The sequence below is a fragment of the Candidatus Hydrogenedentota bacterium genome, from assembly GCA_035450225.1.
In the GTDB taxonomy this organism is placed as follows: domain Bacteria; phylum Hydrogenedentota; class Hydrogenedentia; order Hydrogenedentales; family SLHB01; genus DSVR01.
In genome coordinates this window covers 40,289-61,335 of sequence record DAOTMJ010000016.1, presented here as the reverse complement: position 1 = coordinate 61,335, position 21,047 = coordinate 40,289, and the positions used below count along the sequence as shown (strand labels likewise).

At 60.2% G+C, this 21,047-nt stretch carries 18 protein-coding genes; 9 read left to right on the top strand and 9 right to left on the bottom strand.

All coding sequences use genetic code 11. From position 1 onward, the window contains the following. Window positions 1–5: 5 nt before the first annotated feature. The 4 genes from P5540_10605 to P5540_10590 form a co-directional block, all read right to left on the bottom strand. On the bottom strand, window positions 6–1,751 hold the full coding sequence (locus P5540_10605) for a trehalase family glycosidase (protein HRT65265.1): 1,746 nt from the start codon (window positions 1,749–1,751) through the stop codon (window positions 6–8). Window positions 1,752–1,787: 36 nt separating this feature from the next. After that, window positions 1,788–4,040, bottom strand: a complete 2,253-nt coding sequence (locus P5540_10600) for a hypothetical protein (protein HRT65264.1) — start codon at window positions 4,038–4,040, stop codon at window positions 1,788–1,790. An 8-nt stretch (window positions 4,041–4,048) separates the two neighbouring features. Next, window positions 4,049–5,041, bottom strand: coding sequence for an ABC transporter permease (locus P5540_10595; protein ID HRT65263.1), 993 nt, complete (start codon window positions 5,039–5,041; stop codon window positions 4,049–4,051). A gap of 129 nt (window positions 5,042–5,170) precedes the next feature. Beyond that, complete coding sequence (locus P5540_10590) at window positions 5,171–6,172, bottom strand: sugar-binding protein (GenBank protein ID HRT65262.1); 1,002 nt, start codon at window positions 6,170–6,172, stop codon at window positions 5,171–5,173. A gap of 158 nt (window positions 6,173–6,330) precedes the next feature. Here P5540_10590 and P5540_10585 point away from each other — a divergent pair, with 158 nt between their 5' ends. Genes P5540_10585 through P5540_10575 form a run of 3 tightly spaced genes read left to right on the top strand, consistent with a single transcriptional unit; the run spans window position 6,331 to window position 8,620 of the window. Further along, a complete protein-coding gene (locus tag P5540_10585; protein HRT65261.1) occupies window positions 6,331–6,924 on the top strand; it encodes an HD domain-containing protein in 594 nt (197 codons plus the stop codon). A gap of 6 nt (window positions 6,925–6,930) precedes the next feature. Beyond that, window positions 6,931–8,385 carry a radical SAM protein gene (locus P5540_10580; protein HRT65260.1) on the top strand — a complete coding sequence of 485 codons (1,455 nt, stop codon included), beginning with the start codon at window positions 6,931–6,933 and terminating at the stop codon, window positions 8,383–8,385. A 1-nt stretch (window position 8,386) separates the two neighbouring features. Further along, the gene (locus P5540_10575) at window positions 8,387–8,620 is read left to right on the top strand and encodes a DUF2905 domain-containing protein (GenBank protein HRT65259.1); all 234 of its coding nucleotides are present in this window, start codon (window positions 8,387–8,389) and stop codon (window positions 8,618–8,620) included. Between the two features lie 9 nt (window positions 8,621–8,629). On the opposite strand, the gene aspS is transcribed toward P5540_10575, so the two are convergent. Further along, complete coding sequence (gene aspS / locus P5540_10570) at window positions 8,630–10,414, bottom strand: aspartate--tRNA ligase (GenBank protein HRT65258.1); 1,785 nt, start codon at window positions 10,412–10,414, stop codon at window positions 8,630–8,632. A 310-nt stretch (window positions 10,415–10,724) separates the two neighbouring features. Here aspS and P5540_10565 point away from each other — a divergent pair, with 310 nt between their 5' ends. The 3 genes from P5540_10565 (at window position 10,725) to P5540_10555 (ending at window position 12,826) form a co-directional block, all read left to right on the top strand. Continuing rightward, entirely contained in the window at window positions 10,725–11,195 is a 471-nt protein-coding gene (locus P5540_10565) for an HD domain-containing protein (GenBank protein HRT65257.1), read from the top strand. Window positions 11,196–11,337: 142 nt separating this feature from the next. Then, window positions 11,338–11,922 carry a flavodoxin family protein gene (locus P5540_10560; protein HRT65256.1) on the top strand — a complete coding sequence of 195 codons (585 nt, stop codon included), beginning with the start codon at window positions 11,338–11,340 and terminating at the stop codon, window positions 11,920–11,922. 19 nt (window positions 11,923–11,941) lie between these two features. Next, window positions 11,942–12,826, top strand: coding sequence for a radical SAM protein (locus P5540_10555; GenBank protein ID HRT65255.1), 885 nt, complete (start codon window positions 11,942–11,944; stop codon window positions 12,824–12,826). A gap of 65 nt (window positions 12,827–12,891) precedes the next feature. Here the strand turns inward: P5540_10555 and P5540_10550 are convergent, their stop codons facing one another. Further along, window positions 12,892–13,785, bottom strand: coding sequence for a DUF2817 domain-containing protein (locus P5540_10550; protein HRT65254.1), 894 nt, complete (start codon window positions 13,783–13,785; stop codon window positions 12,892–12,894). Between the two features lie 24 nt (window positions 13,786–13,809). Continuing rightward, window positions 13,810–15,183, bottom strand: a complete 1,374-nt coding sequence (locus P5540_10545) for a hypothetical protein (protein HRT65253.1) — start codon at window positions 15,181–15,183, stop codon at window positions 13,810–13,812. A gap of 646 nt (window positions 15,184–15,829) precedes the next feature. Here P5540_10545 and P5540_10540 point away from each other — a divergent pair. From P5540_10540 to P5540_10530, 3 genes are read left to right on the top strand one after another with little or no spacing between them, the layout of a single operon-like run. Continuing rightward, window positions 15,830–16,540: a tetratricopeptide repeat protein gene (locus tag P5540_10540; GenBank protein ID HRT65252.1), complete on the top strand. Its 711-nt coding sequence runs from the start codon at window positions 15,830–15,832 to the stop codon at window positions 16,538–16,540. Window positions 16,541–16,568: 28 nt separating this feature from the next. Next, window positions 16,569–17,462 carry a dihydrodipicolinate synthase family protein gene (locus P5540_10535; protein ID HRT65251.1) on the top strand — a complete coding sequence of 298 codons (894 nt, stop codon included), beginning with the start codon at window positions 16,569–16,571 and terminating at the stop codon, window positions 17,460–17,462. An 18-nt stretch (window positions 17,463–17,480) separates the two neighbouring features. After that, window positions 17,481–18,197, top strand: coding sequence for a glycosyltransferase family 2 protein (locus P5540_10530; GenBank protein ID HRT65250.1), 717 nt, complete (start codon window positions 17,481–17,483; stop codon window positions 18,195–18,197). Window positions 18,198–18,206: 9 nt separating this feature from the next. On the opposite strand, the gene P5540_10525 is transcribed toward P5540_10530, so the two are convergent. Both P5540_10525 and P5540_10520 read right to left on the bottom strand, forming a co-directional pair. Beyond that, entirely contained in the window at window positions 18,207–19,265 is a 1,059-nt protein-coding gene (locus tag P5540_10525) for a M42 family metallopeptidase (GenBank protein ID HRT65249.1), read from the bottom strand. A gap of 2 nt (window positions 19,266–19,267) precedes the next feature. Continuing rightward, a complete protein-coding gene (locus P5540_10520) occupies window positions 19,268–20,944 on the bottom strand; it encodes a ribulokinase (protein ID HRT65248.1) in 1,677 nt (558 codons plus the stop codon). Between the last annotated feature and the right edge of the window lie 103 nt (window positions 20,945–21,047).

Sequence of the window (21,047 nt, the reverse complement as noted above, 5' to 3'; positions counted from 1 at the left end):
TAGTTTTATCCCAATTCGTTTGACAGATGGACATACACGGCCGCGGTCCAATGCAAATCCGCCACGACGCCGAATCCCACGCCGCCCTGTTCGCCTACCCCACCCTTGCGCGGCAATTCCGGCGGGGGCAGCGTTCCCGTCGAATCGTAATATTCGTAAAAACAACCCGTGCGCGCATACCAATGCGAGATTTCCCGCAGCGTGGCCCGGCCCAACGCCCGCGCTTCCTGGAAAAAGCCGTACGCCATCAACCCGTAATAGACCAGCAGGTTGACGTTTGGCCACATGGGACCGCGCCACATGTCTTGGCAGAAATCGCGTTCGTCCTGCGACACGCTCGCGAGCGGGGCGGCCGACCAGAATTCCTTGGGATTCGTCAGGTGCATCCGCAACGCTTCCGCGCGGTCGCGATCGGGAATCTCGGCCAGCAGAGGCATAAAACCCGCCGTCGTCTTTACAGGAACAAAATCGTCCTGCTCATCCAAGTCGTAATAAAACTGATCTTCGTCGTCCCACAACAACGCGTTGACGCGCCTGGCAATCTCGATATGTCGCCGCCGCCATTCCGCGACATCTTCGGTCCGGCCCAGGCACTGCGCCAATTTGCCCATGCAGCGGTATTCGGACGCCATGTAACAGGACAGGTCCACGGCGGTCATGCCGGCGATCCGGTCGAAACGGGGGCTATTGTCCATCCCGCTTTCGCCGCCGCGGGCGCCCCGCACCGGATCGGCGTCCACCCGTACGCGCCAGCCGTACAATCCATGGCCGTTTTTCCGGTTGTGTTCGAACCATTCAAGATACCGCACAACGGCGGGATACAGTTCCTGCAGGCATTCGGTTCTTCCGTTGCGTTCGTTCTGATGGCACAACGACCACGCGACAATGGGCGGTTGCGTATCCTCTTCCTCGCGATTGGGCTGCCCCGGCTGGACGGCCAACAGCAGTTTGCCGTCCGGGCGCTGTTTCACGAACAACGCGCGCATGGCCTCGTCGGCGATTTCGGCGTCCAGATACTGCAATCCCAATCCGTGAAAAGCGGTGTCCCACATCCACATGTGCCGGTGCGGCATGCGATCCGGTGTGGTCCATCGGTATGGCATGTCCATCTGGGGACTTTCGATATTGACTTTCTGAATGGAAACCGCCTTGAAAAAGGCCCGCCGCGCGGTATCGGACAACGATTCGGGAATGGCCGCCTCTTCGTAAAAACGCAGGCGGTCACGCACAATCGAATCCAGATCGGTGTCCAGCGCCGCGGATGCGTGCGCCAAAGCGTCGTCCGCGTCCGCGTAGGATATGGCAAGGCCAAACTGGTCATGCAGGCCCGTGCGGCGTTGGCGGACAGCCAGCCACCAACCATTTCCCGCAATCAACCGTCCCGTGTCCATTTCACGTGGCGCCGGATCTAAAAGCAACTGGACATCCATTCCCGTATCACTCGTCCCGATACGGAGCAACAGAGTCTGCCGATCAACGAAGGCGCCGTCCACCCGAATATCGGGAAAATCCGCCACCGCACAATGCCAGCAGTCCGACAGGCAATAGCCATCCGGTGTCTTGCGCGGCAAAAGCGGCGATCCGTTTACCGTCAATCTCGCCGTAACCCGGGGGGTCAGGTAAAAATACCATCCCAGCGTATCGGCAAGTCCGGCGGCCACAAACGGTTCGGCGTGGCGAGTTTCCCCGTCAACGCCGGAAAAGGCGAATAGGCCGCTTTGCGGCCAGACATTGGCCAGTTCATTTATCATGTGTCATTTTAAAGGGGTATGTGATCCCGTTTTTTTTCATGCCAAGGCGCGGATTTCGGCCAAAACTTCGCTGGCCCGGACGGCCAGCGCCTCGCATTGTCCGAGAATTTCCGCGCCGCGTCCCCGGCGCAATTCGAGGCGAAGGTTTGTGAATTCGCGGGCAAGCGGCACGACCTTGAAACCCCACTGGCGGGCAAGATCGCTTTTGCCCTTGGCGAGAAGACGGCAGAGACTGCCGTCGCATGCACAGACCGCGGCGCTGGCTTTGATGATTTGTGTGCGCGCCTCGTAGATGGCGGGCGAATCGTACACCAGATTGATCATGGCGTCCCGCGCGCGACGCATGATGTCGAGATCGTCGTAGCCTGCATCCGGTGTGAGTCCCGAGACCAGGTCCTCGATCCCGCTTGTATCAATCCCATGGGAACGGGCAAGAACCATGTCGAAGAAAAGCTGCTGCCGGTCGCTCGCAATCATGCGGGCGGCGATGACATCGCGCCAATGCCAGCAGACTTCGGGGGACGCCACCAAAATGACATGCATTTGGGCCGGAAACATTTCGAGGTGACGCTTGGGTTCCATGGGCGCCCACCGCCGGGTACGGACATAATCACTTAGATCATAGAGCATCTGCCCCCGGATGGCGTCGGAACCGATGTCGAGGTATACACTCGCCATTTCGCGCACGTCGTTGCTGACAATGCAAAAGACCTCGAAATCGTCCCCCAGAAAACGCGTGATCAGGCAGGGGGGCACGCCTTCCGGCAATTGCGCGTTTGTATGGGAAACGCTGTCGGCGTTGAACCAGGACGGCAAGTTCTCGTCGGGGCGGGCGCCGAGAAAGATTGGCGCCAACGCGCCGAGGTTTTCGGCCCGCAATCCCAGTTCCGACCACAGGTCGCTGAAGGCCAGAAAAGGCCCCGTAAGGGTTCGCTGGGTGCTGCCGCGCGTCCAGATCGGGTCATTGTGATAGGAAAAGGTGAACCATCCCCGCGCGCCGTTGGCGAAGGCATGGTTCATCATGAGGCGCATTTCGGGACACGTGTGCCATTCGGGCGTGTCGGTGGCGTAGACAAAGGCCGGCGCGATGGCCCATAATTGCTGGCCGGCGCACAGCGGCAGGTGTGCGCGGATCATTTCCCCCATCCGCCAAGGCTCATGCGATCCGTAATTGGCAATGCCGAGGGCGGGCAGCAGGGGCGCGACCAGCGGAACTTGGTTGGGCGATCGCAACAATAGCGACATCGGATGGACGGGATCGGCCTCTTCGACAAGACGCCGTCCGTCCAGCAGTTCCGCAAACGCGCGTTCGGGCGGCTCATGGTAGAAATTCCAGGCAAACACACTGGGCGAGTTTATGTGCGGCGCGACATGGGTGTGAATGAATTCCCGCCGGTAGATATAGGGTGTATCGAGGGGAAGCGGGCGCACGACGATGAATTTCACGCCGAACGGTTCAGCCAGCGCGAGTAGTTCGCGCCACTCGTCTTCCGTAAGGCGATCCACATCCTCCAACACGACGCAATTGTGGTGATGTTTGACCATGTCTTCGAGGGCCAGCGCCCAGTATTCCTGAAAAGCGATTCCGAGCATGGCCGCCAGACGCTTGGAGGCCCCGCCGCTCATGTAACATCCGATCGGCATGAAGGTGTCCAGCAGGGGATACCGCTTCGGCGGGCCGGCCGCCGCGACGCGGGCGGCATTTTCCCGGCACGCATGGGCTTCCTGCTCGCTCATGGCTCGGAACCGGATTTCCTCCACTTCGAACGATTCCGTCGCACGGACCGTTGCATACAGCCGAAGAATGACCGCTTCGATCGCTTCGGGAAATCCGTTGTGTTGGACGCACCGGGCAATGGTCCGCCATTCCCGCGACGGCGCGAGGCCGTCGAAATACACGCCGCCGGGATAGGTCCACTGCCATGCGGGAAACGCGTTGGCCGATGTGCAGCGATAGGTGATTTCGGCAACCGGATACTTGGAAACGTCTATGGGCAGCCTCGGATCGTTCCAGCCCAACGTGCTCAACGGCGCCCAGATGCTCGGGTCGTCCGCGGCCAGATTGTCAATCTGGCGGATATCCATGAAATGGCCCTCGATCCGCAGCGCGGTGTCCACCCGCCGGCAATTCGACGGTACATGACGCCATTCGGGTTCCGATTCGGCGTCTACGGGTGTCCATTGCGCAATGTCATCGGCCGTGAAACGGATGCTGGGAAGACTGTCCCGAATGACCGGATCGGGGCGATCGAGGATGGTTTTCAGGTATCCTGAATATTCGTAAATCATACAGGTTCCTAGGCCGCCGTCCGAATGCCGGCCTGCCGTCGCGAAAACATCTCGTCGGCGAATACACCGGCCAATATCGCGCCGCCGATGACAACGTACTCCAATTGGCTCGGAATTTCCAGAATGTTCACCAGATTTTTCAATACCACGATGAGCGAAGCCCCGACCACGACGCCGGCCACGTTGCCGGAACCGCCGCGGAGACTGCATCCGCCCAAGACCGCGCCGGCAATGGCGTAGAGTTCGTAGAAACTGCCGAAATCCGTCGGGCCGAGCGAATTGACGTTGAACGCGATCAGCAGACCACCGAATCCGCTTAAAAGCCCGCAAAGAGCGTAGGCTGTTATCTTCAGCCGGGTGATGGGGATGCCGCTGAATCGGGCGGCGTCTTCGTTGGCGCCCAGCGCGAAGAGATGGCGCCCTTGGGCGCTGAAATGGAGATAGGCGCCCTCCAAAACCGCAAGCATCATCAGGATGACAAAAGGAACCGAAACCAGACTGGAACCATCATCCGGAATGAAACCGCTGCCCAGCCACGTCAGATTGGGGAAGGCGGTGCCAAAGCCGCGTGTTGTGTCGCCGGTGATGAGCCGTGCAATGCCCCGATAGAAAAAAAGACCGCATAACGTCACGACAAACGGTTGCATTCGGGCCTTTGTAACCAGCAGACCATGCCACGCGCCGACCGCTATCGCGACACCCAGACTGGCGGGAATCGCCGCCGCGACCGGCCAGCCAAAGTCGCGCAGCAATACCGCGCAGATTATACCCACCAGCGCCACGACACTGCCGACGGACAAGTCTATGCCGCCCGTGATGATAACCAGCGCTTCGCCGAGGCTCAGAATGCCGAAAAGCCCTATCCACGGCAGAAGGTTGCGCAGGTTCTGCGGGGTTAAAAAGCGAATGGCGCCATGGGCATGCCGCTCCCACAGGCACGTCAGCACAATGAGACTCGCCAATAGAACGACAAGACCCAATACTTTTCTCAATTTAACCAAATTGTCGTGCTCCGTGCGGGCGGCCGAAAACCTTGCCAATACCTTTGTTTACGGCAGCCCGTGCGCCATAGGCGGATGTCGTTAGGCCGGAAATCTCAGGCTGGGCCGAGACGTCGCGGCGGGGCCGCCTCATCGTTTTCCCGTCAACTGTTTTAATTCCGACCAGAAAGCGTCAACATTCTCTTTCGTGATGACCTTTACGGGGATGATAATCTGTTTGCTGGAAGGGATGACAGATTTGTCGCCCTTGGCCAACGCGGTCAAGACCTTGACGGATTGATAACCGAACTCAAAGGGTTGCTGGACAATCGTTCCGGCGATATAACCGTCCTTGACCCCCTGCAACGCTTCTTCTTCCTCGTCGAAACAAACTATTTTAACCTGTCCGAGTTTGCCCGAATCGCGGACGCCGCTGAGAATACTGGGGCCGTTGTAACTCCACAATCCCACCAGGCAGGCCAGATCGCGATGCGTCACGAGCGCGTCCTGCGTGTTTCGCTTGGCCTTGACGCGATCCGTTTCATCCGTTCGCGTATCCACGATAACGATACCGGATCCCTTGATGGCGTCTTCAATGCCCCGCTTGCGGTCCACGGCGTTCTGGGCGTCGAGCGTGCCGACAAACAGCATGATTTTGCCGCCATTGGGCAGCGTCTTCTTGAGAAATTCACCCGCGGCGACACCCGCCTGATAATTGTCCGTTCCGATATAGCACATGCGATTGCTTTCGGGTGCGTCGGAATCCTGCGTTACGAGGTTCACCGCGGCGGCCGCCTTGTTCAACATCGCGGTCTGATTTGCCGGATCCTTCGGGCTGATTGCAATGCCCGACACACCGACGGTAATCAGGTCCTGCACGATGACCTGCTGTTCCTGCGCCGTGCCGGTCGAGGGAATACGGAACACGACTTCGGTTCCAAATTCCTTCGCGGCCTTTTCTGTGCCGGCCTTGGCTATTTTCCAGAAGTCCGAGGCGTTGTTCGTGACAAACGCCACTTTCGGAGCCGACTTGGCCGACTTGGCCGAAACCGGTTTAGACGAATCCGGGCCGGTCTTTTCCGGTTTCGAGGATTGGCCGCAGCCGAATGCCAATAAAGCCACAATCGTTATCGTCCATAGTGTCCGAATCATTGTTTCCTCTCCAGTTGATCCAATCCGACAACGTGAAACATCGCAACCGCCGTCTGTAGTCTATCCTGTGGAGAACCTCCGCCTCAATCTCGCGATCGTTCAGGGTCAGGCATGTCCGCCGAATAATATGTTATCTTATATACCGGAGCGGACGATTGATGAACACAAGAAAGAGCGGTGCATGCATTCGGGAAGCGGAAGCGTTCGCGGCGGAACATGACCCCGATCCGGCCCATGCGAGCCAAGTCTGCCGGAACGCGCTGGCGCTGTTTGATTCGTTGCGCGATTTTCATGGAATGGGGCCGGGCGATCGCGTCCTGTTGCATGCCGCCGCGCTGATGCACGACACCGGCTATGGCGCCGGTGTCGCAAAGCACAACAAGGCCTCGCGGGACCGCATCCTCAGCCAAAAACTGACGGGCCTGTCTATTCGCGAACTCATGATGATTGCCTGCATCGCACGCTATCACACCGGCCCCGAACCGGATCCGGATCACAAGGTCTACCGCGACCTGAAGCCCCGGGAACAGGAAAAGGTCGCGCGATTGGCCGCGATGTTGCGCATTGCGGACGGCCTCGACCGATCCCATGCGCAATCGGCCGAGGCGCTGCATGTTGATTGTGACGGTGCGACTGTCCGCATTCATGTTGTCCAGCCGGCCGCCTATCCGGGCGATATTGCCGCCGCGGTCCGCAAGGGCCGGCTCTTCGAAAAAGTGTTTGGCGTAACGCTGGAAATAAGCGCGGAGTAACCGCTCATGCGCCGTATCCTGTTGGTCAATCCAAACCGCATGTTGCCGCCCATAGCGCCCATCGGCCTCGAATATGTCGCCGCAAACCTACGCGAACACGGCTTCGATCCGGTCCTCTGCGACCTGGCCTTCGCCCAGGACTGGAAGGCGTGTCTGAAATCGTCGCTGGACGGCGTGTCGCCCGATGCGGTCGGCGTCAGCATTCGCAATCTCGACGACGCCTATTTCGCGAGCCAGGATTTCATCCTTGAAAAAATGGTTGAAATTATCCGCCACATTCGGACATTGACGGACAAGCCGATCATTCTCGGTGGTGTGGGATTTTCGATTGCGCCCCGTGAAATCCTGCGCTTTTCCGGGGCGGATTACGGCATCGCGGGCGACGGCGAATGGGCGTTTCCACAACTGCTCGAATGTCTTTCCACAGGCCGGATTCCGGACGACGTGCCCGGCGTGGTCTATTGGGCCGGCTCCGGCCTCGTTCGCGAAGTCGCGCCCAAACGCCGCGATATCCTACGCATGCCCGCTCCCGCGCGACGCCTGGCCGACAATGCCCGCTATTTTGCCGAGGGCGGCCAGGCGGGCATCGAAACCCGGCGCGGCTGCACGCAGAACTGCCTCTATTGCGTGGACACGCTCGCGAAGGGAATCGTGGCGCGCGCGCGCGGCACGTCTTCGTTGATCGCTGAAATCGAGGATTTGCTGGAACAGGGCATTGACGTGCTTCATCTTTGCGACAGCGAATGCAACGTTCCGCCGGAACCGTTGCTCAGACTGTGCGATGCCCTCGTGCAGCGGGGACTCGGCCATCGCATCCGCTGGTACGCCTACGCCGCGCCTGTGCCGTTCGATGCCCGGCTGGCGCGGCACATGGCCAAAGCCGGCTGCCGCGGCATCAACTTTGGCGTGGATCACGGCGTTCCGGAAATGTTGTGCCGCCTGGGCCGCATCCATTCGCCGGACGATGCCCGGAATGCGGCGCGGATCTGCCGTGAAACCGGCATCGCCTGCATGTTCGACATGTTGTTCGGCGGCCCCGGCGAGACGCCGGAAACCCTGAAACAGGCCATCGCGTTCGCGCGGGAGGCCGATCCCGATTGCGTCGGTCTTTCCTGCGGCATCCGCGTCTATCCGCACACCGGCCTGGCGCGCCAGATACGCGCCCAAGGGCCGCTCCACGCCAACCGCAACCTGCACGGCGCGGTGCGCGACAATCCGGAGCTGTTGCGCCCAATCTTCTACGTCAATGCGGCCATTGGAGAGAACATTCACGAACAGGTGGCCGCCCTAGTTGATGGCGATGCGCGTTTTTTTCATGCCGTTCCGTCGCAACTCGGGGCAAATTACAATTACAACAATAACTCGGTTCTTGCGAAAGCCATCCGCGACGGCGCCCGTGGCGCCTACTGGGACATCCTGCGGCAGTCACTTTCCAAGTCGCCGGATCCTATGGATAGATGACATGGACTTGGCCGGTTTGGGGAAATGGATGGTTCTTGTCGGTTTTGGGCTGGTGATATCGGGTGCTGTAATGTGGCTGGCTGGACGGTTTGGCCTTCCGTTTGGCCGCCTGCCGGGCGACATCGCCGTCGAACGCGGACGATTTTCCCTTTATTTGCCGATCGCTTCCTGCCTTGTGGCCAGTATTGTGTTGACCCTGCTGGTCAATCTGATCCTGCGTATCCTGCAAAAGTAGGGCGCGCCCTTATTTTTCGGATTTTGGCGGATATTTGATTTGAAGATGTAGTTCATTCAACTGTTTCGGCGTGACCTCGCTCGGCGCGCCCATGAGTAGATCCTGCGCTTTTTGAGTCAGCGGAAACGCGATCACTTCGCGGATATTCGGCTCGTCGGCGAGCAGCATCACGATGCGATCCAGGCCCGGCGCAATGCCTCCGTGGGGCGGCGCCCCGTAATGAAACGCTTTCCACAGCGCCGGGAACTTGGTGGTGACGACTTCTTCGGGGTATCCGGCAATCTCGAATGCCTTGAGCATGATGTCGGGGCGGTGGTTGCGGATCGCGCCGGACGACAATTCGATCCCATTGCAAACGATGTCGTATTGATACGCAAGCACCTCGAGCGGATCTTGGTTCAACAACGCATCGAGGCCGCCCTGCGGCATCGAGAACGGATTGTGCGAAAAGTCTATCTTCTTTTCTTCCTCGTTGTACTCGAACATCGGGAAATCCACGATCCAGCAAAAGGCGGCAAGGTTCGGATCAATCAGACCGAGCGCATTGCCGAGATATACACGCACCTTGCCCATGATGGCGTTTGTCGCGGCCCGGTCGCCCGCGCCGAAGAACAACGCATCGCCCTCCTTCGCCCCGGTCGCTTCGAGCAGCGCCTTTTTTTCGTCCTCCCTGAAAAATTTGACGATCGGCCCTTTCAGGTCGCCCTCGCGCAACGCGATCCATGCAAGGCCTTTCGCGCCTTCCGCCTTTGCGAACGCCTCGGCGTCGTCGAAGAATTTGCGCGGCTGTGCCGCTGCGCCCGGCGCCAGAATCGCTTTCACCGCCCCCTTCGGGTTGCGGGCCGATGAAGCGAATACCTTGAGGTCCGATTCGGCAAAGATGCCCGTGACGTCAATCATTTCAAGGCCAAACCGCAGATCGGGCTTGTCCATGCCGTATTTTTCCATGGCCGTCCGGTAGGGAATCCGCGGGAACGTTTCCGACTGGATCCGCTTCGTGCCGAGTTCCTTGAACACGCGACACATGAGCAGTTCCAGTTCCGCGAAAAGATCGTCCTGCGTGATGAACGACATCTCGATATCAATCTGGTAAAACTCGCCCGGACTCCGGTCCGCGCGCGAATCCTCGTCGCGGAAACACGGCGCGATCTGGAAATACCGGTCGAACCCCGAAATCATGAGCAACTGCTTGAACTGCTGCGGCGCCTGCGGCAAGGCATAGAACTGGCCCGGATACAGGCGGCTCGGCACGAGGTAGTCGCGCGCGCCTTCCGGCGACGAACTGGTCAGGATCGGCGTGTGGAATTCCGTGAATCCGCGCGAGGTCAAATGCTCGCGAACGAGATGGGCCGTCCGCGAACGCAGCATGATGTTGCGGTGCATGTGTTCGCGGCGCAAGTCGAGAAAGCGGTATTGCAACCGCGTGTCTTCCGGGCATTCGAGATCTTGATTGACCGGAAACGGCAGCGTGTCGCAACCCGATTCGACCACGAGCGCCTCGGCGACCAGTTCGATCTCGCCCGTGCCGATGTTCGGATTGACCGTGTCGGGCGTGCGCATGACCACCTTGCCGGTCACGGTCAAGACGCTCTCGAATCGCACCTGCTCCGCCGCGGAGAAGAACGGCCGGTCCGGATTCACCACGATCTGTGTTATGCCGTAATGATCGCGCAAATCTATGAAGATGACGCCTCCGTGATCGCGCTTGCGATGTACCCAGCCCGACAGTCGGACTTCCTGCCCGGCATCCGCCGCGCGCAACGCCCCGCATGTGTGGGTCCTGAATGGATGCATGAAAAACATCTCCGTGATGATAGTTCGTGTCCGTGCTCGCAATGACGTTCGTCGTCGAGAACTCGAGCGCGTAACCGCCGGGTTCCATGAGTAGAGTGGGCCGCCCGTGGCGCGCTTCCAGGGTCAATCTCCCGGATGCTCGAAACGAGTATGATGGCAAGCACGAACGCCGCCGGTTATGCCGTATTTCTCTGACTGTGGTATGGTATCGGGAATCGCGGGATTCGTTCAAATCCACCGTTGTTCTGCGTGTTGTTCTGTAAACGAAATCACCGGCATGAATCCGGTTCATGATGAAAAGGATCTTTCGATGTCCGATGAATCTTGGTGCGATTGGGAAGCGTTGATGCAACGGGTGCTCCGGCATTATCACGGGGCCGAAGACTCGATCCATGGCCCCGAACACTGGCGGCGCGTCGAACGCTTCGGACTGGACATAGCGGAACATACGGGCGCCGATCGCATGGTTGTGCGGCTTTTTGCATGGTTTCATGACGCCGGGCGCGTCAATCAACATACCGACCCGGGCCATGGGAGGCGCGGAGCGGAACTGGCGCGTTTGCTGAAAGGCGAATTGTTCGACTTGCCGGCCCCGGCCTTTGACACGCTTGTCTATGCCTGCACCTGGCACACGGATGAACGGTTCAACGACGATCCCACCATCGGCGCCTGCTGGGATGCGGACCGGCTCGACCTTGGCCGGGTGGGCATCACGCCCTCGCCGCGTTTCATGAATTCGGACTATGCCAAAAGGCTCGCCCAAAAACGGGAGAACGGGTGAACCGGTGAAACGCGTTTCCTGCCCGTTCACCGGGCTTGCACAAATGGACACACGACAAGGCCGTGTGGTATTTGTACAGGAAGTAGGATATGAAAAACATGCGTCTTAGCCGCGAAGCAATCTTCGCCGGGGAGGAAGTGCCATGAAAATCGTTGCCGTGCTGGGAAGTCCCCGATCGAACGGGAACAGCGCCGCCATCGCCGGGCGTTTTCTTGAAACCGCCGCGAAACATGGGGCGGAAATACGGTCGTTCATCTTGAACGACCTGACCTATCGGGGCTGCCAGGCCTGCATGGCCTGCAAGAAAACCTCGGAGACCTGCATCCTGCAAGACGACCTGTCCGGTGTGCTGCAGGCGGTGCGGGAAGCGGATGTCGTCGTCCTTGCCTCGCCCGTCTACTACGGGGACGTCACGGGACAGATGAAACTCTTCATAGACCGCACCTATTGTTTTCTCACCCCCGATTTTCATTCCAACCCGAAGCGATCGCGACTCGCGCCGGGAAAGATCGCGGTCTTTGTGCAAACGCAAGGACTCGCGGACGATTCCATCTTTGCCGATGTTTTTCCCCGCTACCAAGCGATGCTGGCGTTCATCGGCATCGAAGAAGCGCACCTGCTGCGTGGCTGCGGCCTCGCGAAACGCGACGACGTCCGCAACCGCGCCGATGTGCTCGAACAGGCCGAAGAACTTGCCGTTCGACTCCTGAAGCAAAACGATCGTTGAAGAAGGATCTGTTCGGAAAATGCGATTTGAAGGGCGCATTTACCGGCCGCCCAGCGAGGCCCGGAGCCTGCTGATTCAACTCACGGTGGGATGCAGCCACAACCGGTGTTCGTTCTGCGCGATGTACCGGGACAAGCAATACCGGGTTCGGCCTCTCGCGGAGGTCTGCGACGACGTGGATTGGGCGGCGAGGGCCATGCCCAACGTCCGGCGCGTTTTCATCTGCGACGGCGACGCCCTGAGCGCCGGATTTGAAACCTTCGCGGCCCTGTGCCGCCATATTGGAACCCGCTTCCCGCAACTGGAACGGATTTCCTGTTATGTCAATGCGCGGGATATCCTGCGCCTTTCCGAGGACGAATTGCGGACACTGCGAAGCCTTGGATTTTCGCTCGGCTATCTCGGATTGGAGAGCGGAAGCCTCGCCGTTCTGCGAGCCATTCACAAAGGCGCCACGCCCGCCGACATGGTCGAAATGGCCGGCAAGGCCCGCGACGCCGGCATTGCGTTGTCGGTCATCGTGCTTCTGGGCGCCGGCGGGCGCGCGCTGTCCGAAGACCACGTGCGCGGCTCCGTCGAAATCGTGAACAAGATACAACCCCGGTATCTGTCGTTCCTCACCGCCATGATCGTGCCCACGACGCCCCTGATGGACGACACGCGGCAGGGCCGTTTTCAACCCTTGACGGATCGGGCCATTCTCCGGGAGGCACGGGACATGCTCGCGGGACTTGCGCTGGCCGACACCCTCTTTCGGATGAATCACGTCTCCAATCTAATCGCGATCGGCGGCCGGCTCCCCACCGACCAGGCGGCCCTGCTCCGGCAACTGGACTCGCTCCTCCCCATGGCCCAGGAAACGGTATCCTGCGTCTGCACCGGGGCAGACGCCCTCATGCTTTGACGATACCCATTGAACACATGCGCCATCGCATATCCAACCTTTTTGGTGTCGGCTGAAACGAACCGTTACCACGCGGTGGCCAGGAAATGGTCCAGCGCCGTTTGGTCCATGCGCACGCGTTGTTCGAGCGGCAGGCGCGACGGGGTTTCAATCGTATAGACGCGGGGTGCGTTGAAAAGGCGGAGATAATTTCCGATGCTCAGTTTCCGCGCCAGTTGCACGCACCGCAGGGTCCACATCGGCGCGCGGATAAGGCCGTCGCGCACTTTGAGGATCGCCATGGACGCGTCCCGATCGATGGGCGTGCCGCCGGCGCGCAGCGTTTCCAGCAATGCGCGGACGGCGGCCGTGTCTTTTTCCGCGTATTGATAGAGGTAAAATCCCGTCGCGCCGCCGTCTTCGTGAAAATCCAGCGCAAGGTCATGGCGCTTGCCGTCAAGAACGTCGCGGACGAACCGCGTTTCCTGTCCCCGGCACGATGAAAAGTCGCGGTTCAGGTCGAATCCATCGCCATTTCTTCGCCGGTTGTGCGCCCATCCCCACGGATTGGCGAGGGGGATGATATCGAAGGCGGTATCCGGATACAGGCGTTCATCGGCGGCGAGCCGTTCGATAAAACGCAGCAGGCATTCGACGCCCGCCGGTTCGTTGCCGTGAATCGTGCCCAGCAAAAAACAACGCCGCTTGACGGCCTCCCCCGGTTCGCGAACGACCAGCCAAAACGGCGCGGCAAAGCCGTCGTAAGTCACGGTTCCCAATTCGCGAACGACGACGCGGCCCGAGGCCGCCGCCGCGGCGAGACGGCTCTCCACGTCGGCAATATCCCGTACCTGCGGCGCGTTCCGGTATGCCGGCGACGGCCGCATATACGCAAAATAGCCGGCGGACACGGCCGTGGCCGCAATCAGGACGCATAATCCGGCGATGGGCCATCGCCTGCCCTTGCCGAAGATTCCCATGACCGGTTTTCCTCCTCGGGCGATTTACCGGGAAATCGCGGTACGGATCATTCGGATGACGGCATCACCCATTTCCTGTTCGACTTCGGGCGCCCACCGCACGGGGCAGGCGTATTGAATCTGGATGACCTGGCCCTGGTAGATGTTCGCCTCGACAAGCGATCGCGTGGGAATGTAGAGGTTATGCTCGCCCATGTAGGCGAAAACCATGATCGGGCGATCGTTTCGAAATTCATTTTTCACCCGGAGACCGATAGGCGCGCAGACTTCGCCCTGCATGGCCACGAAAACGAGAGGGCCGATCGTCGCCACGATGGTTTCCTCGTAGCGGCAGGGGAATTCGCGGGCTTCCGGCAACCGGTCCACAAGGAAAGCGTCGTCGGTGCAAACCATGTCGGTGGTTTTCACGGGAAACGGCAGCCCTTCCCTGTATCTTCGCAGCAATTCGCGCAGCCAGTTGGTATGGCGGTGCCGTTGGGGGTAGGGCACGAGACCGATGTCGAGCGGCGCGCCCATGACGGCGGCCAGGCGCTCGGCCTCCTCGCGCGGCATGGGCGGCGCGAGCGGCAGCGGGATCACCGCCATTTCCGAACGAATCGAACCGGTGACATCCTGCATGGGACCGTTCAGAACGGACATGGCGGCGTCGGCCAATGCCCTGCCGAGCCGCTGGACGCGCGGAATACCGTGGCCAAACGGCATGACGGCGAACTGGTTGCCCCCGCATGCGTCGGCATACAAGGGCAAGCATCCCGGCAGGCGCGCCTCGAGTTCGTCGAGTGCGTACCCGCAATGGCCGACGCCGATATGATCCTCCGTGGCCTGAATCGGATGCGCGGGATGGTTGAAAAGAACCGCGACGGGCGCGTCGCCCTTGACCACTTTCAGGACCTGGATTTCCTTGTCAATCACTTCCGCGCCCATGCGGATGACAAAATCGCCCTCGCCGGAACCGAAAAAGAGCCTTACGGGGCCTTGTTCGTTCTCGATGGCTTTCTGGACGAGATCGAAGATCCGGTCCGCGAGCCAGCGGCCGTACGCGAAATTGTCCGGCACGATCTGAATGGGCGCCTCGTGATTGTGCGTGGCGAGAAGAATGAGACGTTCCGGCGGAATACCGAGTTCATCCCGGCACCGGACCCGCAGGATGGGCGTGGCCACGTCGAGACAATTCAAATCGTACGTCACGACGACCATGCGCGCCGTGCCGTCGTTCAACACCAGCGCGCGGGCGTACAGATCGTGGTCCACGGCAACATGCTTCTTACCGGTGACAAGGACGCGCGGCACATCGTCCCTCGGCGTAATGACGGCCTTCGCCGTGCCGGCGGTCATCTCGATTCCGCAAACCGCACTTGCGGCCGACATGCACAAACATGCGAATACGACAATTCTCATGGCAAGCACCTCCGGCGTTTCCTGGCAACCAACGCTATTGTACGCAATTGCCGGCGATCAAAATAAGACGCAATGAAAAGAACCGGATTGACGAAGCACCGCCAATATCCGGCGCCCGCCTTTTTGCTTTGCGTCAAGATTCTTTTGGACAGCAATCACTCTTCCTCTTGCTCTTGCTCTTGCTCTTGCTCTTGCTCTTGCTCTTGCTCTTGCTCGTACTTGCAAGCGTCATCATAATCGAACAAAACCGTTTGCCTAAGGGGACAAACTGTCTTTTCCCCATACTCTCTCTCGATAACGAGTACGAGTACGAGCAAGATCACGAGAGCACGAGAGCACGAGGGGGGGAGGAGACACGGCGGAGGTCTCTACCATCGGATATCACGCTCTTCCGCACAATTAGAGCGAGTACGGAAAGGGCGTGGGACAGACTGTCCAGTCTGTCGATCCTTGTAAATTTTCCAGTACCAGGATGACAGGCTGGACATCCTGTCCTACGTTCCGTGCCCAAGGGACTTTCCGTACACGCTCTTAGATGGGTCTTCCCTGTTCGCATCCGTTCGCGAGTTGGACATGGGAGCGCGAACGGGTTAGTATGTGTCTCGGTCGTTTGCGGTCATGAAAGATGGAGGAGGTCACTGCGCTCGTGTCGGATTTGTATGCGCTCGAGTTGGGCGGCAAACTGCTGACCGGCGCGGCGTTTGTCCCGTATCTGGCATGGGGTGTCTATGCGCTGCGGCGCCGCTATCGTTTTCATGAGGACATTCCGCGCCGGATCGAAGCCGTTACCTTGATAGGGCTGGTCCTTTTCGTAGCCCTTGAGACCTATCTCCTCCACCGTTTCATGCGGGACAGTCCGGGCTATTTTTTCTTTGCGGTGCTTGGGCTGCTGGTGTCGGCCATGGCGTTGTACGGTCCGATGCTGATCTCGCTGTCCTCGCAGATTATCGTGGACATGGTCATGCCGTCCGAGCGATCGAAGACGCACGAGCCCGGCTACGGTCCGGCGGAGGCGCTCGAACGGGCGGGCGATTTCGAGGGTGCGTTGCAGGAGTATCTGATCATTGCGCGAATGTTCCCCCGCGAACCGGCGGTGTTGCTGCGCATCGCGGAGTGCTGCCTGCGTCTGAATCGAACAGCGGAAGCGGCGGGATGGTTCGAGCGGGCCGCGAATTATCTCGATTCGGCCGAGCGGTGTCTGCAGGTGGCAAACCGGCTTTGCGAACTGTACAATCGGCAATTGAACCGTCCCGAAGAAGCGGTTCGTGTATTGGAGGCCTATCTGGACCGGTATCCGGACGCGGAATATGCCGAATCGGTCCGGCAGCGCCTGAAACGATACGGCACGAAGGCGTGAGCGCGTGCCCCATTGGAAGGAAACGATCATGAAATTCCGGCTCGAAGGCGTCATCCCCGCCATGCTTACCCCCTTTACAAGCCGGGGCGAACGGGTGGATTACGATAAGGCGTGCGCGCTGGCGGTCCGGCTGGCCGGCCAAGGCGTGCACGGCGTGTTTCCCTGCGGCACGACGGGCGAAGGGCTGTTGATGACGCTCGACGAGCGCAAGCGGCTGATTGCGGAGGTGGTGAAAGCGGTGCGCGGCCGCATCAAGGTCGTCGCGCACACCGGTTGTTTCGACACGACCTCGACCATCGAACTGACGTGTCATGCGTTCGAGGCGGGCGCGGACGCGGCCGGCGTGGTGACGCCGGGGTTCTACGGCTATGACAACGTTTCGCTGTCGGCTCATTTCGGCGCGGTGGCCAAGGCCGCCCACGGCAAGCCGATCCTGCTCTACAACATTCCCGGCTGCGCACGAAATGTGCTCACGCCGAAACTGGTCGTGGAACTGGCCAACCGGCATGAAAACATCGTGGGCATGAAAGACAGCAGCGGGAACATGTCGGCGTTGACGCAGATCCTGGCGCACGCGCCGCGCGGCTTCACGGTGATCAACGGCGTGGACGAATACTCCTACCAGGCGCTGCTGGCCGGCGCCAAGGGGTGCGTCTCCAGCACGGCGAACGTCGTGCCGGAGTTGTTCTTGGCCGTATTCGACAACGTGCGGGCCGGCAACCTCAAGAAAGCATGGAACGCGCAAATCAAATTGTCGGATGCGTGCGGATTCTTTCATTACGGCTCCTATGTAGCGTATTACAAGGAAGGACTTCGTTTGCGCGGATTCGACCCGGGCGCGGTGCGCCCGCCCCAGCGCGAACTCGGCGCCGCGGAACGAAAGGCGTTCGCCAAATCGCTCAAGGAATCCGGTATTTTATAACAACGCAGTGAGGTCATCGTGGCGGTCCGGCTGTCGCTTATAATTCCCGCCTACAATGAGGCAAAGCGCATCGGCCCGACTTTGCACGATGCCGAGACGTACCTTGCCCGGCAGCCGTTTGCGTCGGAAATCATCGTCGTGGACGACGGCAGCCTCGACAGTACCGCGCAGGTTGTCCGCCACTCGTTTCCCGGCGTGAAACTAATCAGTTACCACCCCAATTGCGGAAAGGGGCATGCCGTGAAAGTGGGCATGCAGTTTGCCGACGGCGATTACCGCGTCTTTTCCGATGCCGACGGATCGACACCCATCCAAGAATTGGAAAAATTCTGGCCCTGTTTCGATGCCGGCGCCGACATCGTTATCGGATCGCGTTCGATGCCCAAATCCAATGTCGAAGTCCGGCAGCATTTGCTACGTGAAACCATGGGACGCATCTTCAACCTGTTCGTCAAGGCCCTTGTTGTCGGCGGTTATGTGGACACCCAATGCGGATTCAAGGGATTCACCCAGCGCGCTGCCGGAATCGTTTTCCCGCGCCAGCGGCTCGACGGGTTCAGTTTCGACACCGAATTGCTGTTTATTGCACGGCGCCACGGCCTGCGCGTTGAACAGGTCCCCATTCGATGGCGAAATTCCGCACGAAGCCGCGTCAGCATCTTTTCGGATTCGCCGCGCATGTTCCGCGACCTTTTCCGTATACGCCTCAACGACTGGCTGGGCCGCTACAAATAAACGCGCGGCCTATGGAATAAAACTCACGGTGCTTTTGAGGCTCGCAATCCATTCGGCCATGAGTTTGGCGGCGTTTTCGGCGTCGCGAAGCGAGATCAGTTCGACAGGCGAGTGCATATACCGGTTCGGGATGCTCACCAGTCCCGCCGCGACGCCGCCCCGGCTGAGTTGGATCGCGTTGGCGTCGGTGCCGGTTCCTCGCGGTTCGGCGGCCACTTGGTACGGAATCTTCTTGCTTTTGGCCACTGCGATGAGTTGCCGATAAACGATCGGGTTGATATTGGGCCCCCGGGCGATGATGGGCCCGCTGTGGATCTTCCCCTCACCGTAACGCTTGACGTCCGCGCTCGGGTAATCCGTCGCGTGGCCGACGTCCACGGCGATGCCCGCATGCGGATGGCAGCCATAACTGCTCGTAATCGCCCCACGCAGGCCGATCTCCTCGGCGACCGTGGTCACGCAGTACACGGCGCAGTCAATCTTGCGCTTTTCGAGCAGCCGCATCGCCTCGATGATCACGAACGCGCCGATGCGGTCGTCGAACCCGCGCGCCACGACCTTGTCGTCCTGCAACGCGACGAATCCGGCATCGGTCGTGATGGGATCGCCGATCGCGACAAGTTTTTCGGCGTCCTTCTTGTTCTTTGCGCCGATGTCCACCCACATTTGGTGCATCTTGAGCGCCTTGCCGCGGTCTTCCTGGTCCATCATGTGAATCGCGGTGCGCCCGATGACGCCCTGCACCGGTCCCTTCGCCCCGTGAATCGTCACGCGCTGTCCTGCGAGCACTGCCGGATCGATCCCGCCGATCGGCACGAACGCGATGAACCCCTTGTCGTCAATGTTGTTGACCATGAGGCCGATCTCGTCAACATGTCCCGCGAGCATCACGCGCAACGCGGCATCGGGATTGCGCACGGCGTACTGATTGCCGTGGACGTCCTTGTAGACCTTGTCCACGTACGGTTCGACATAGGCCTTGCAGACCTCCTGCACCTTTTCTTCAAAGCCGGACGGACTCGCGGTCGTTACCAGCCGTTTCAGGAATTCGAGCGATTCGGCACGCATGATCAGGCTCCTCCGCCGCGCACAGCGGCTTTGATGGCTTTCAGGTTCTTCATGGCGCGGTCGCCGCCGCGTCCAAACAGGTCGTGCAGGCGTTCGTACTCCGCGAACAGTTTCATGTACATTGCATGGTTCCCGGCATTGGGCGTGTAGACCGTGTCGCGCACGCCGGCCATCTTCGCGGCCGCGGCCTCGATGTTCTCGTGGCCGCCCGCGGCCTTGCCTGCCGCGACCGCGCCCCACATCGCCGCGCCCAGCGCCACCGTCTGCGGACTTGCCGCAATCTTGATGACCCGGTTCGTCACGTCCGAGAAGATTTGCATGAGCAGCGGATTGCGTTCCGGCAGCCCGCCGCACGCGTACAGTTCCTCGATGGGCACGCCGCTTTCCTCGAACTGCTTGATGATTTTGTACGTGCCGAACGCGGTGCTTTCGAGGAGCGCCCGGTACATCTCGGCGGGCGTCGTGGTCAGCGTCATCCCCATCATCAGACCGGTCAGGTCCGCATCCACGAGGATCGATCGGTTGCCGTTCCACCAATCAAGGCACAGCAAGCCCGATTCGCCGACTTTCAGCGCCGCCGCCTGTTCGCTCAGATAACCATGGACGTTCGTGCCGGCCTTCTTCGCCTCGGCTTCGATGGATGCCGGAACACAATTCTCGACAAACCACGCGAAGATGTCGCCCACGGCCGTCTGGCCCGCCTCGAAACCGTAGAAGCCCGGCAGGATGCCTTCCTTGACCACGCCGCACTGGCCGTCCACGACTTTCTTCGCCGTGCCGTTGACCATGTGGCACACGCTCGTGCCCATGATCATGACCATCTTGCCCGCCGTCGTGACCGTCGCCGCCGGAACCGCGACATGCGCGTCCACGCCGCCCGTCGCCACGGCCGTGCCCGGTTTGAGGCCCGTCTTCGCTGCAATTTCAGGCAGCAATCCACCCGCGCGCACCCCTGCCGGATAGATGTCCTCGCTCATTTTCTCCGCGACGACATTCTCGAACCGTGGATGCAGCGCCTTGAAAAAATCCTTCGACGGATAGCCTTCATCCCAGATCGCCTTGTAGCCCGCCGCGCACGAGTTGCGCTTTTCCTCGCCGCAAAGTTGCAGCACGATCCAGTCGCCCGCTTCCATCAAGCGGTCCGCGGCCTCATAAATTTCCGGCGCTTCGTTCAGGATTTGCAGCGCCTTCGGAAAGAACCACTCGCTCGAAATTTTGCCGCCGTACCGCGCGAGGAAATCCTCGCCGCGCGCACGCGCTGTTTCATTGATCAGATCCGCCTCCGGCTGCGCTGCGTGGTGTTTCCACAGTTTCACCCACGCGTGCGGATGGTCCGCAAACTCCGGTTTCATGCACAGCGGCGTGCCGGCCTTGTCCGTCGGAAGCATCGTGCAGGCCGTGAAGTCTGTCCCGATGCCGATCACGTCCTCGCCGCTCACGCCCGATTCTTTTAGGACCTTGGGGATCGTCGTTTCGAGGACGTGAAGATAATCGCGCGGATTCTGCAACGCCCAGTCCGGTTCGAGCCGCTGGCCCGATCCCGGCAGCGCCACGTCAATCACGCCGTCCGGATACGGCTCGACCGCCGTCGCTACCTCTTCCCCCGTATCCACCGCGACCAGCAAGGCCCGCCCCGATTCCGTGCCATAATCCAACCCCAACACGTATTTCCGTTTCATGTCAACCGTTCCTTTCCGCACGAAAAACAAACCAACCCGCCACCATGCTAGCAATACGCGGGCCGGACTGTCCAGTCTGCCGAAAAACATGGGGCAGACAGTC